This is a genomic window from Massilia sp. LMS1-1-1.1 (assembly GCF_040815535.1).
In the GTDB taxonomy this organism is placed as follows: domain Bacteria; phylum Pseudomonadota; class Gammaproteobacteria; order Burkholderiales; family Burkholderiaceae_D; genus Janthinobacterium; species Janthinobacterium aestuarii.
The window spans coordinates 1-13,267 of sequence record NZ_JBFPNG010000034.1; the positions used below are offsets into that span (position 1 = coordinate 1).

The following is a 13,267-nucleotide window of genomic DNA, read 5'->3' on the forward strand; positions in this document are numbered from 1 at the left end:
GGAGCCTAAGGGCGGATACGGCATCCAGTTACCCGGTCTTGATATGCCTACCAAGATTTTGACAGCGGTCGATACCGTTCGCAATATCACGAACGGCATGAAGGGAATAATACAAGGTCGGATTAGCCCGAAGGGCGTAATCCGACAACGCTGCTGACAATGTCGTCGGATTACGCGTGGCGATGCCACGCTAATCCGCCCTACGCATCCTTCTTTTTTACGTCGTCACCGTGGGCGCATCGCGCCCCGTGCGCTCGCGGATCTGCGCGACCTGCTGCGCCACCGCGATCAGCTCCGCCAGCGCTTCCTGGGTCGGGATGGCGTGCCGTGCCGGATCGGCTTCGTAGCGCTCCAGGTACAAACGCAGGGTGGCGCCTTCGGTGCCCGTGCCGGACAGTCGCAGCACGATGCGCGCGCCGTCCGTCATGATGATGCGGATGCCCTGCTGCGTGGCCACGGAACCGTCGACGGGGTCCGTGTAGCTGAAGTCGTCGGCCAGCGCCACCGTGTAGCCATTGAGTACCTGGCCCGGTAAGGCGGCAAGCTGGCCGCGCACGGCCTCCATCAGCTGCGCCGCCGCAGCGCTGTCGATGTCTTCGTAATCGTGGCGCGAATAGTAGTTGCGGCCATACGTGGCCCAGTGCGCGCGCACGATGTCTTCCACCGGTTGCTTCTTCTCTGCCAGCAGGTTAAGCCAGAACAGCACGGCCCACAGGCCATCCTTTTCGCGCACGTGGTTCGAGCCCGTGCCGTAGCTTTCCTCGCCGCACAAGGTGGCCATGCCGGCGTCGAGCAGGGTGCCGAAGAATTTCCAGCCCGTCGGCGTCTCGTAGCAGGGAATGCCCAGCGCGGCAGCGACCCGGTCGGCCGCGCCCGACGTGGGCATCGAGCGGGCGATGCCGGACAAACCGGCGCGGTAGCCGGGCGCCACGCTGGCGTTGGCGGCCAGGATGGCCAGGCTGTCCGAAGGCGTCACGTCGAAGCGCCGGCCGACGATCATGTTGCGGTCGCCGTCGCCATCGGAGGCGGCGCCGAAGTCCGGCGCATCGGCGGCGGCCATGATGGCGATCAGCTGCTGCGCGTTGACGGGATTCGGGTCCGGATGGCCGCCGCCAAAGTCTTCCAGGGGCAGGCCGTTGATGACGCTGCCCTTCGGCGCGCCCAGCATGCCTTCCAGGATGGCCGTCGCATACGGGCCGGAGACGGCGTGCATGCCGTCGAAGCAGATGCGCAAGCCGCCCGCGAACAGGGCGCGGATGGCGTCGAAATCGAACAGCTGCTGCATCAGTTCCGCGTAGTCCGCGACGGAATCGATCACTTCGACCGTCATCTGCTCGATGCGCACGGTGCCCAGGGTATCGAGGTCGATATCGGCAGCGTCGCTGATCCGGTATTCGCTGATGGCCTGCGTGCGAGCGTAGATGGCTTCGGTGACCTTTTCGGGCGCCGGGCCGCCGCTGGCGATGTTGTACTTGATGCCGAAATCGCCATCGGGGCCGCCCGGGTTATGGCTGGCCGACAGGATGATGCCGCCGCTGGCGCCATGCTTGCGGATCACGCAACTGACGGCCGGCGTCGACAGGATGCCGCCCTGCCCCAGCAGCACGCGCGCATAGCCGTGCGCGGCCGCCATGCGCAGCACCGTCTGGATGGCCGCGCGATTGTAGTAGCGCCCGTCGCCGCCCAGCACCAGGGTCTGGCCGCGGCAGTCGCCGAGCGTGTCGAAAATGCTCTGCACGAAATTTTCCAGGTATTGCGGCTGGCTGAACACGCCCACTTTCTTGCGCAGGCCCGAGGTACCTGGTCGCTGGCCGGCTATCGGCGCCGTATTGATGATTTGAATAGCCATCTTGCCTCCATATTAACTTTGCATGTTAACGCATGCGGGGCTGGTGGCAAAGCGTTGTACGTCTGCCACGGTGCGCCAAGCCGCTTAACGCGGTATCCCGGCATAACATATAATGAGAATCATTCTCATATGCGGCACTATTCCTGGCTGCGGACTCATATATCGGACGCCGTGGTTGCACGCTATTACCAAGAACTGTTGAACTTTTGCTGGCGCAGCTTGCGCAACCGCGAGGCTGCTGCCGACCTGGTGCAGGAAAGCTATGCGCGCGTGCTGGGCGAAGCGGCCGTGCGCGAACCACGCGCACTGCTGTACCGCACGGCGCGCAATCTGCTGGTCGACAATCACCGCCGCGCCGCCTTGCGCCAGCATGAGGAACTCGACGTGCTGCCGGAGGCCGCGCACCCGGCCGCGCCGCGCCACTTGCAGCCGGAACAGGCACTCGAAAGCAGCCAGGACTGGCAAGCCTGCGTGGCCGCCATCGACGCCCTGCCACCGCGCTGCCGCGACGCCTTCGTGCTGCACGTCTTCGAGGAATTGCCGCACGCGCAGATCGCCGCACGCATGGGCATTTCCGTGAGCATGGTGGAAAAACATATCGCACGGGGCATGCTCAGTTGCCAGGCACAGTTGCGTTCTCTACGGGAATGCGCATAATGCCGTCCATGACCGCCCACCCGCCCCGCCACGATTTCGGCCCGTCCGCGCAGGACGAGGCTGATATGCGCGAGCATGCCGCTTTTGTCGCCACGCAAGATGGCGTGGCGCTGGCAGCAGCCACCTGGTTCAGCCGGCGCGGCAACCTCGATGCGCAGCAACAGGCCGAGCTTGCCGCCTGGCTGGCGGCCGATGCGCTGCACGCCCAGGAATATGCGCAACTGAAGGAGACGCACCGCGCGGTACGCCGGATTCCCGCACAGGTCGCCGCGCGCTGGGCAGTGCCGCCGGCGACACCTGCCCCTGCGCCAGCCTCCGCTCACCGCCCCCACTGGCTGCGCGCCTTGCCGTATGCGGCAGCCGCCATGTTGCTGCTCAGCGTAGGCGCGGGGGGCTATCAGTGGTGGCGGCAACCCACGTTCAGCCAGTCGTATGCCACCATGCGCGGACAGCGCCTGGCCGTCTCGCTGCCCGACGGCAGCAGCATGCAGCTCGATACAGCCACGCAGCTACATGTCACCCTGTACCGCCAGAGCCGCGAAGTACGCCTGGCGCAGGGCGAAGCGCTGTTCCAGGTGCAATCTAAGCAAGGCCAGCCTTTCGACGTGCTGAGCGGTCCCTTGAAAGTGACGGTGGTGGGCACGCAGTTTTCGGTTCGGAATACCCTCGAGCACGATGGCAGCCTGCGCGTGGCCGTACAGCATGGCCATGTACGCGTGGCGGGCGCAGGACAAGATCTGGTTGGCCTGCGGGCAGGCCAGGGCGTCAGCAGCGATGCCAGCGGCCGCCTGTCCGCCGTCGCCAGCCTGGCCCCAAGCAGCGTGGCAGCATGGCGCAACGGCAGGATCACCTTCGACAATGTGCCGCTGGGCGCGGCGCTGGACGAATTCGAACGCTATGGCGACACGGGCTTCGTCGTGCGCGATCCCGCCGTCGCGCAGCTGCGCATCGGCGGCAGCTTCAGCCTGGCCCAGCTCGACCGCTTTGCGGCCGCCCTGCCCCAGCTGCTGCCCGTGCAGATCGTGCGCAGCGACGGCGCCAACGAGATCCGCATGGCACAGAAAGCACCTGCGCAAGCGCCGGCCATGCATCTGCAAAAAAATAAATGAAAATAGTTCGCATTCGCAGGTGAGGGTTTTGCCCGCTGCCGCGTCTACCAAGTTAATCGAAAACAATTAACTTGGAGAAATGCAACATGTGGTCACCCCGTCTCAATGTACAACCCGCCCCACTCGCCCTGGCCGCCATGCTGGCCCTGGGCAGCATTCCCCTGGCGCAGGCGCAAACGGCACCCACCGTGACACTGGCCATCGCCGCCCAGCCGCTGGGGCAAGCCCTGAATGAACTGGCGCGGCAAGCCCATTTGCAACTGCTGTTCGCGCCGGAACTGGTGGCGGGCAAAACGGCGCCCGCCGTCAGCGGTACCCTCAGCGTGGCCGACAGCCTGGAGCGCCTGCTGGCCGGCAGCGGCCTTGCCGCCAGCATCGACGGCAACAGCGTCATCATCCGCCCGGCATCCGCCGCCACGGGCAAGGTGGCGACCCTGGCGGAGATTACCGTCAGCGCGCGCCAGGAGGCGACACTAGACAGCGAGCTGACCAAGTCGTATGCGGCGCAAGCGGTGAGCATCGGCAAGGGCCGGCAAAGCCTGCGCGAGATTCCCCAGTCCGTCTCCGTGCTGACGCGCCAGCAGTTGAACGACCAGAATTTGCTGAGCCTGGACGACGCCATGCGCGGCGTGACGGGCATCACCGTCGAAGCCAGCAGCACGGGCGGCAACCACGGCAATTTTTACTCGCGCGGCTATGCGCTCGATACCGTACAGGTCGATGGCGTGATGACACCGGCCAGCACGGGAAGCGACCTGTCGGCCGGCTTCGGTCTGGCCATCTATGACCGCGTGGAAGTGCTGCGCGGCCCCGCCGGCCTGTTCCAGGGTGCAGGCGACCCAGGCGGCACCATCAACCTGGTGCGCAAGCGGGCGCGCGACACCTTTGCCGCCAGCGGCGTGCTCAGCGCAGGTTCCTGGGACCGCTACTATGCGGAAGCGGACATGACGGGGCCCCTGAGCGCGGATGGCAAGGTGCGCGGCCGCCTGGTGGCGGCGTATGAACACCGGCGTTCCTTCGTCGACCATGTGTATGCGGAAAAACCGCTGCTGTACGGCACCGTCGCCATCGATCTGGCACCGGGCACCGTGCTGACGGGCGGCATCACCTGGCAGGAATACAAGGGCCGTCCCGCCTTCGGCCTGCCCGCACATGAAGACGGGCGCCTGCTCGACGTGCCCCGCTCCACCTACCTCGACCCGGCCTGGAACCACATCACGGAAAAGGTCACCGAATACTTTGCCGAACTCGAACATAAGCTGGACAACGGCGGCCAGTTCAAGGTCACCGCCCTGTACCGCGAACAGGACGAACCGTCGCGCAACTTCGGATGGTCCGATTGTGCGGCCGATCCTGTCACGGGTGACAGCTGCCTGATCAGCTGGAACTACCGCAGCCACTGGAAGACGCAGGGCCTCGACGCCTGGCTGGCCACGCCGTTCCAGGCGTTTGGCCGCAGCCACGACCTGATCGTGGGCGCCGACTACCGCCAGGTACACAAGAATTTCCAGTACGGCGGCGGAGACAATGCGCCAATCAACATCTTCCATCCGGATAACAATATCGCGCAGCCCAGTTATACCTTTTCCAACGGCAATGACAACCGCAGCAAGCAGTTCGGCCTGTACGCCCGCACCCGCCTGCAGGCAACGGAACGCCTGGCCGTCAACCTGGGCGGGCGCCTGACGCACTGGGACAATCGTACCGTCAACCGCAACGCATATTTCAACCAGTTCACCGATGTCAGCAACAAGATCAACGCCAAGTTGACGCCGTATGCGGGCCTGGTCTACGAGCTCGACAAACAGCTGTCGGCCTACGGCAGCTACACGCGCATCTTCTCGCCCCAGTCAACCACGGACGCGGCCGGCCAGACCCTGAAACCGCGCACGGGGCAGCAGTTCGAACTGGGCTTGAAGGCGGAACTGTTCGACAAGAACGTCAACGCGCATGCGGCGCTGTTCCGCATGGAAGATGAAAACCGCGTCATGCCCGACCCGGCCAACCCGCTGTTTTCCATCGGCGCGGGCAAGATGCGCAGCCAGGGCGTGGAAGCCGAGCTGAGCGGCAGTCCCCTGCCGGGCTGGAACATCACGAGCGGCTATTCCTACACCAGCACGCGCACCCTCGAAGGCAGCGACGACCAGAAGGCGCAGCTATACACCTTCATCGCACCGCGCCACAATGTCAACCTGTGGACCAGCTACCGGCTCGCCGGCGCGCTCGATAATATCAGCGTGGGCGGCGGCTTGCGCAGCGTCAGCAGCATGTACCGCCTGAACGGGCCCGTGAAATTCGAGCAGGGCCCCGTCACCACGGTGGGCTTGCAGGCGGGCTACCGCCTCAGCCCCAAGCTGGAGCTGTCGCTGACGGTGAACAACCTGTTCGACAAGAAATACTACACGCGCGTGTGGGCCGCCTACGGTTCCAACTTCTATGGCGAACCACGCAACGCCATGCTGACCCTGCGCGGCCAGCTGTAAGCGTTCCCCTGGCTTGACCTGCACACGGCCGCCGCATCCCTGCGGTGGCCGTGCTCGTTTACAACATCGCACTCTTGCATGTCTCGCAACCCCGCACTATAATAAGAATAGTTCTCATTCACATTTAGACTCTTGCCAGAGCCTGCACACGGCCACCGGCTGGTGCGCAGCTGGATGACACGCTGCGCCAGCCAGGCACTACGCCAAGCAAGCCTTTCCCTATCAATACCTGTGTGCCGCACAACGGCAGGCGCACGAGAAGAAGGATGTTTCATGGCGCGAGCACGTTCGCTGGCCGGCATGGTTGCCGGCCCGTTTTCCCCACCGATTTCCAAGGTTGCCATGCGCCCGCTGGCCATCGCCGTGCATTCGGCCTTGCTGACGGCGGCGCTGGGCGCGGGCACGGCCCTGGCAGCGGAAGCGCCCGCCAAGCCCGAAGAAACCACCTTGAGCGAAATCAAGGTGCAGGCCCAGCAAGACAAGGCGTCGACCGAGCACACGGGTTCCTACACCACCAAGCAGATGGCCACGGCGACGCGCATGGGCCTGTCCATCCGCGAAACGCCGCAATCGATTTCCGTGGTGACGCGCCAGCGCATGGACGACATGGGGCTGAACAGCCTGGCCGAGGTGCTGGTGCAGTCAACGGGCGTGACGGTGCAGGAAAACGACAGCGAACGCACGAGCTTTTCGGCACGCGGCTTTTCCATCGGCAACTACCAGATCGATGGCGTGGCCGTCAATTCCGGCAGCAATGCACTGTTCGACACGGCCATCTATGACCGCATCGAAATCGTGCGCGGCGCTACGGGCCTGGTCAGCGGCAATGGCGACCCGTCGGCCACCATCAATATGCTGCACAAGCGTCCCGGCAAGGAGTTCGCCGCCTCGGCCGGCCTGACCGTGGGCTCGTGGAACAAAGTTCGCCTCGAAGGCGACATCAGTGCGCCGCTGAACGCCGACGGCAGCATCCGCGGAAGAGTCGTCGTGGCAGGCCAGAATCGCCATTCCTATATGGACCTGTACAAGGAACGCAAGCTGGTGGGCGCCGTCATCGTCGAGGCGGACCTGACGCCGGACACTCTGCTGACGGCCGGCATCGACTATCAAAAGAACACGCCGAAAGGCACGAGTTGGGGCACCACGCCGCTGTTCTTCTCGGACGGCACCTCGGCCAACATGCCCCGCTCGTTCAACATGGCGGCCAAGTGGAGCAGCTGGGAGCGTGAATTCGAAAACAAATACGTCTACCTCGAGCACCGCTTCGCCAACGACTGGAAGATCAAGGCTGCCTACGGCCGCCTGGACAGCTCCTCGAACGGCAAGCTGTTCTACGGCGGCAGCGGCTTTCCCAACCGCGATGGCAGCGGCCTGGAAGTCTGGAGCGGCGCCTTCCCCTACGATGAAAAGCAGGACAACTTCGACCTGTCGGCCAATGGCGCCTTCACCCTGTTCGGCCGCCAGCACGACCTGGTGCTGGGCGTGAACGGCTGGAAGCGCACCGGCACGACGAATGAAACCCTGCTGCCCGATCCGCTGCCCTACGCCACCACCATCCCCGACTTCCGCCACTGGACGGGCGACGTGCCCGAGCCGGTGCTGACGCGCACGGGCGCGCGCGACATCGCCACCACCAAGCAGTCGGGCGCTTTCATCGCCACGCGCATCAACGTCACGGACAACTTCAAGGTGCTGGCCGGCGCGCGCGTCTCCCGCTGGGAAACGTATAACGACCGCATCGACACCCAGGGCCGTTTCGTGAAGCGCAGCTCCGCCTACAAGACGGACGACGTCATCACGCCGTATGCGGGCGTGGTGCTCGACGTGAGCAAGAGCACCTCGCTGTACGCCAGCTATACCGATCTGTTCAAGCCGCAAAACCTGAAGGACAAGAACAACGCCTTCCTCGACCCGATCACGGGCAGCAACGTGGAAGCGGGCGTGAAGAGCGAATTCTTCGATGGCGCCGTGAATGCTTCGTTCGCCGTGTATGAAGCCAAGCAGGACAACCTGGGCGAGGAAGACAAATCGGTGCCGCTGACCTTCGTGCTGCCCGATGGCAGCCGTCCCTATGTCTCTTCGGGCAAGGGCACGAAAAGCAAAGGCTACGAAGCGGAAGTGTCGGGCAGCCCCTTGAGCGGCTGGCAGCTGTTCGCCGGCTACACGCACAACAAATCGAAGACGGGCAAGGGCGTGCTGACCAACACCATCCAGCCGACCAATATGCTGCGCGTCTCGACCACCTACCGCCTGCCGGGCGAGTTGCAAAACGTCACCGTCGGCGGCGGCTTGAACTGGCAGAACGAAATCTACACGACAGCCACCCTGCCGAACAAAAGCAAGATCCGGGTCAGCCAGGGCAGCTACGTGCTGGCCAACCTGATGGCGCGCTACCAGATCAGCCCGAAACTGTCGGCCAGCCTGAATGTCAACAACCTGTTCGACAAGACGTATTTCCGCCGCGTGGGCTTCTATAACGGCGGCTATTACGGCGAGCCGCGCAACGTGGCGCTGAACCTGCGTTACCAGTACTGAAGCACGATACGAGCCGATTTTCCACTCACATAACAAGATAAGGGATACACCATGCACATCACTTCCATCGCGCGCCTCGGCGCCCTCGCCACCGCCCTGCTGGGCGCGGCTATCGCCTCCGGCAGCGCCAGCGCGCACCAGATCTGGCTGCAGCAGGACGGCAAGGCGGCCAGCGTCTACTTCGGCGAATTCGGCGACAACCTGCGCGAAGCGTCGCCCGGCCTGCTCGACAAGTTCAGCATCAAGAACGTGACGTGGGTATCGGCCAAGGGCACGCAGCCGCTGCAGGCAAGCAAGACGGCCGGCGCGTTCCTCCTCAATGGCAAGGTGGGCGCCGGCGAAAGCATCATCGTCGAAGAAGACAACTACCCGTCGTGGGAAGAGAAAAAGGATGGCAAGGCCACGCGCACCGTGTGGGTCCCGGCCGCGCGCCTGATCGCCGACGGCAAGGCGCAGGCGCCAGCGCTGACCCTGGACCTCGTGCCGACCGGCAAACCAGGCCAGTTCCAGGTCAGCTATCAGGGCAAGCCGCTGGCGCAAGCCAAGGTCAACGCCGTGGTGCAGTCGGGCTGGGGCAAGGAAGCGTGGAGCGATGCGCAAGGCCTGGTCAGCTTCCCGCTGCCCTGGAAAGGCACCTATGTGCTGGAAGTGCAGCACACGGACAAGACGGCCGGCCAGCGCGGCGCGCAAGCCTATGACAAGGCGATGTTCGTGACCACCCTGAGCCTGGTGCAGCCGCAAGGCGTGACGCCGCTGCCGGCCGGCCCGGCCCTGCCGCCCAGCAAGGATCACGACTGACCATGCCAGCGCCAGCCATCATTAAAATGCCGCGCCTGCGGCTGTCCGCCGGCGCCGTGTACCGGCTCGACGTGGCCTCGCGCAGCGTGGCGGCCATCGTCGGCGGCTATGTGCTGGCCGCGCTGGTCACCATGCTGCTGTCGGTGAGCCTGCCCATGGCCCGTTCCGAAGCCGTCATGACAGCCACCCTGCTGTCGTTTGCCATCTACACCTGCGCCGTGATGTGGGTCTTCGCCACGCGCAGCGCCCTGCGCGCCTGGCTGGGCCTTCTGATACCGGCCGCCGTCATCGCCGCCATCCTGCAGTGGATGGACGCACTATCCTGGAGTCTCGCATGAAAGAAGGTTTCCGCCAGTCGATGGCATGGCTGCACACCTGGTCCGGCCTGCTCGTCTGCTGGATTTTATTGCTGGTGTTTTGCGCCGGCACGGCCAGCTACTACCGCAACGAAATCACCATGTGGATGCAGCCCGAATTGCACGGCGCCGCCGCCAGCCAAGTGAGCACCGAGGAAGCGGCCAAGGTCGCGCAAAAAGCGATGGAAGAGCGGGCCACGGGCGCCACGCGCTGGTTCATCAGCCTGCCCGGCGAGCGCAGCCCCGCCACGCAACTGGGCTGGAGCAAGCCATCGCAACCGGGCGAAAAGAAACGCGGACGGCGCGGCAATTTTCATAGCGAAAAGGCCGATCCGGCCACGGGCGATGTGCTGTCCAAGCCGCGCGAGACGCGGGGCGGCGAATTCCTCTACCGCCTGCACTTCGACCTGCACTACATGCCGGCCATCTGGGCCCGCTGGATCGTGGGTTTCTGCGCCATGTTCATGTTCGTCTCCATCATCAGCGGCATCGTCACGCACAAGCGCATCTTCAAGGACCTGTTTACCTTCCGTCCGAAAAAAGGCCAGCGCTCGTGGCTCGATGCGCACAACGTGACGGCCGTGCTGGCCCTGCCCTACCACATCATGATCACCTACACGGGCCTGGTCACGCTGATGTTCCTGTACATGCCATCGGGCGCCACGGCCGCCTACAAGGGCGACAAGGATGCCTTCTTCGCCGAGGCGTTTCCCGGCCGCTCGGGCGACAGCAAGCCGGCCGGCGTGGCCGCGCCGCTGACGGCGCTCGCACCCCTCGTGCGCCAGGCGGAACAGCACTGGGGCGGCGGCAAGGTCGAACGCATTTCCGTCAGCCATCCGGGTGACGCCAACGCCACCATTTCGCTGACGCGCGCGGGCGGGCGCGACATGTCGTCGAAACAGCCATCGATGGAATTCGATGGCGTTTCCGGCAAGCTGCTGTCGACCGACGGTGACGCACAGCCTGGCGCCGCCGCCACGCAAGGCGTGATGGTGGGACTGCACGTCGCGCATTTCGGCGGCCCGCTGCTGCGCGCCCTGTTCTTCCTGTCCGGCCTGGCCGGCTGCGCCATGGTCGCCACGGGCGCCCTGCTGTGGGCCGTCAAGACGCGCCAGAAGCAGGCCAAGGCGCTGGCCGCCGGCAAGCGCGCCAGCTTCGGCCTGCGCCTGGTCGAGGCGCTCAACATCGGCGCCATCGCCGGCATCCCGATCGCCTTCGGCGCCTACTTCTGGGCCAACCGCCTGCTGCCCGTGGCGATGGAAGACCGGCCGCAAGAGGAAATCGCCTGCTTCTTCGGCGCCTGGGCCCTGGCCGCCATCATCGCCCAGCTGCGCCCATCGCGCGCCATGTGGCGCATGCAGCTGGCCGCCGGCGCCTTCCTGCTGGCGTCGCTGCCCGTGCTGAACGTCTTCACCACCAATTCGCACCTGGGCGTCACGCTGTTCCTGGGCCGTGGCCCCGTGGCGGTGGCCGCCTTCGACCTGGTGGTGCTGGTGCTGGGCCTGGGCCTCGCGTATGCGGCGTTCAAGTTGAAACCGCTGCCCGTGAAAGCGGCCAAGGCGGCGCCAGTACAACCGGCGCAGACGATGGAGGCCGCGTGATGGAGCTGCTGTCGAACTTCCTCGCGAATTTTCTTGTCTTTGCCCTGTGCTATGCGGGCCTGTCTTCGCTGTGCCTGGCGATGGACCGCCACTACGCCGACCTGCACGGACGCGGCGCCGAACCGCCCGCACCGCTGCGCCGCCGCCTGCAGTGGACGGGCTGGCTGGCGCTGGCGGCGGCCCTGGCCTGGGCCATGCACATCGCGGGCGGCGGCTATGGCCTCGTCTACTGGGTCGGCAGCCTGACGGGCTGCGGCTTGCTGCTGATCTGGCTGCTGCCGTATGCGCCCCACCAGGCCATTCGCCTGGCGCGCATGATCGGCGTGGCGGCCTTGCTGGCCGCCGTCGCGCTGGCAGTGCTGTAATTATCATGGCCATGCCACCCCTGCTGCCCACGCAGCTGGAAAGCCATTATCGCGCGCACCACGGCTGGCTGGCGCACTGGCTGCAGCGGCGCCTGGGCAATGCTGCCGAAGCGGCCGACCTGATGCACGATACCTTCGCCCGCCTGCTGGCCAGCGCGCCCATGCAGCCGCACACGCCGGCCCTGCGCGCGCCCAAGGCTTACCTGGCGACCGTCGCCAAACACCTGCTGATCAACCACCTGCGCCGCCAGTCGCTGGAACGCGCGTGGCTGGCCGCGCTGGCCGCCCTGCCCGAACAGCACGTGCCATCGGCCGAGCAGCGCGCGGAAATCCTGCAGGCGCTGCAAGCGGTTGACGCCATGCTCGACGGCCTGAAACCGAAGGTGCGCGCCGTCTTCATCATGGCGCAGATCGAAGGCCATGCCTATGCGGACATCGCCGCGCAGCTGGGCATCGGCGAGCGCTCCGTGAAACGCTACATGGCCGAGGCGCTGACCGAATGCGTGCTGCTGGCGCAGGACTTGCCGGCATGAGCGCGGCCACTTCGCCATATCCACCGTTGTCGCGCAAGGTGGCGCGCCAGGCCGTCGAATGGTATTTGCTGGAGCAGTCGGGCCAGGCCACGCCGGACGATCTGGCCGCCAGCGCCCAGTGGCGTGCACGCGACCCGGAACACGCGCGCGCCTGGAACCGGGTGCAGCAGGTGAGCCAGACGGCAGGCCTGCTGCCGCCGGACCTGGCCGTGCCCGTGCTGCGCCGGCCGCAGCGCCGCGTGGCCGTGCAAGTGCTGCTGGCGCTGATGGCGGCGCCCGCAGCCTGGCTGCTGGTGCGCCACGACATGCTGGCCGATTACCGCAGCGGCGTGGGCGAACGGCGCGAAGTCTCGCTGCCCGATGGCGGCACCGTGGTGCTCAACACGGACAGCGCCGTCGACGTGGCGTATGGCGCCAGCGAACGCCGGCTGACCCTGCGCCACGGCGAAGTGCTGGTGCAGACGCGCCCCGACCATGCGGGCAGCCGCCCTTTCATCGTCGCCACCTGCCATGGCCTCATCCGCGCGCTGGGCACGCGCTTTACCGTGCGCGTCGACGACGACGGCAGCCGCGTGACGGTGCTCGAACACGCGGTGGAAATCACGCCGCGCGCGCCCTCCGCCACCGTCCGCACACTCGTGGCGGGCCAGCACAGCCGCTTCGACGCCAATCACGCGGGCCTGCCCACGCCGGCGCCGTTGCAAGCCGATGCGTGGGCGCGCGGCATGCTGGCGGTGCAGGACATGCGACTCGATACCTTCGCTGCCGAATTGTCACGCTACCGCCCGGGTCTGCTGCGCGTGGAGCCGCAAGTGGCGGGCTTGCGCCTGTCGGGCGCCTTCCAGCTCGACGACACGGGCGCCGTGCTGGACAGCCTGGCGCGCATGCTGCCCGTCGACGTGCTGTATCGCACCCCGTACTGGGTCACCATCGCGGCCCGCAAAAAATAATTGTTAAAAGTTGGCCCTTTTTTTCGCCGTG

Annotated in this window: 11 protein-coding genes; 10 read left to right on the top strand and 1 reads right to left on the bottom strand. The window is 65.7% G+C overall.

Annotated features, from left to right (window positions below):
• Positions 1–217: 217 nt before the first annotated feature.
• The gene (locus tag MRBLMS1_RS18880) at positions 218–1,849 is read right to left on the bottom strand and encodes an alpha-D-glucose phosphate-specific phosphoglucomutase (protein WP_485881057.1); all 1,632 of its coding nucleotides are present in this window, start codon (positions 1,847–1,849) and stop codon (positions 218–220) included.
• A 171-nt stretch (positions 1,850–2,020) separates the two neighbouring features.
• On the opposite strand from MRBLMS1_RS18880, the gene MRBLMS1_RS18885 reads away from it, so the two are divergent.
• The 10 genes from MRBLMS1_RS18885 to MRBLMS1_RS18930 all read left to right on the top strand — a co-directional run bounded on the left by MRBLMS1_RS18885 (position 2,021) and on the right by MRBLMS1_RS18930 (position 13,236).
• On the top strand, positions 2,021–2,506 hold the full coding sequence (locus MRBLMS1_RS18885) for a sigma-70 family RNA polymerase sigma factor (protein ID WP_485881059.1): 486 nt from the start codon (positions 2,021–2,023) through the stop codon (positions 2,504–2,506).
• Positions 2,506–3,615, top strand: coding sequence for a FecR family protein (locus MRBLMS1_RS18890; protein ID WP_485881061.1), 1,110 nt, complete (start codon positions 2,506–2,508; stop codon positions 3,613–3,615). The genes MRBLMS1_RS18885 and MRBLMS1_RS18890 overlap by 1 nt, the downstream gene beginning before the upstream one ends.
• A gap of 86 nt (positions 3,616–3,701) precedes the next feature.
• A complete protein-coding gene (locus tag MRBLMS1_RS18895; protein ID WP_485881063.1) occupies positions 3,702–6,098 on the top strand; it encodes a TonB-dependent siderophore receptor in 2,397 nt (798 codons plus the stop codon).
• Positions 6,099–6,371: 273 nt separating this feature from the next.
• Complete coding sequence (locus MRBLMS1_RS18900) at positions 6,372–8,633, top strand: TonB-dependent siderophore receptor (RefSeq protein WP_485881065.1); 2,262 nt, start codon at positions 6,372–6,374, stop codon at positions 8,631–8,633.
• 51 nt (positions 8,634–8,684) lie between these two features.
• On the top strand, positions 8,685–9,431 hold the full coding sequence (locus tag MRBLMS1_RS18905; protein WP_485881067.1) for a DUF4198 domain-containing protein: 747 nt from the start codon (positions 8,685–8,687) through the stop codon (positions 9,429–9,431).
• Positions 9,432–9,433: 2 nt separating this feature from the next.
• Entirely contained in the window at positions 9,434–9,769 is a 336-nt protein-coding gene (locus tag MRBLMS1_RS18910) for a DUF3649 domain-containing protein (RefSeq protein WP_485881069.1), read from the top strand.
• Positions 9,766–11,388 carry a PepSY-associated TM helix domain-containing protein gene (locus tag MRBLMS1_RS18915; protein ID WP_485881071.1) on the top strand — a complete coding sequence of 541 codons (1,623 nt, stop codon included), beginning with the start codon at positions 9,766–9,768 and terminating at the stop codon, positions 11,386–11,388. Before MRBLMS1_RS18910 ends, MRBLMS1_RS18915 begins: the two co-directional genes overlap by 4 nt.
• Complete coding sequence (locus MRBLMS1_RS18920; protein ID WP_485881862.1) at positions 11,388–11,753, top strand: DUF3325 domain-containing protein; 366 nt, start codon at positions 11,388–11,390, stop codon at positions 11,751–11,753. Before MRBLMS1_RS18915 ends, MRBLMS1_RS18920 begins: the two co-directional genes overlap by 1 nt.
• Positions 11,754–11,758: 5 nt before the next feature.
• A complete protein-coding gene (locus tag MRBLMS1_RS18925; RefSeq protein ID WP_485881073.1) occupies positions 11,759–12,286 on the top strand; it encodes a sigma-70 family RNA polymerase sigma factor in 528 nt (175 codons plus the stop codon).
• A complete protein-coding gene (locus MRBLMS1_RS18930) occupies positions 12,283–13,236 on the top strand; it encodes a FecR domain-containing protein (protein WP_485881075.1) in 954 nt (317 codons plus the stop codon). The genes MRBLMS1_RS18925 and MRBLMS1_RS18930 overlap by 4 nt, the downstream gene beginning before the upstream one ends.
• Positions 13,237–13,267: the final 31 nt, after the last annotated feature.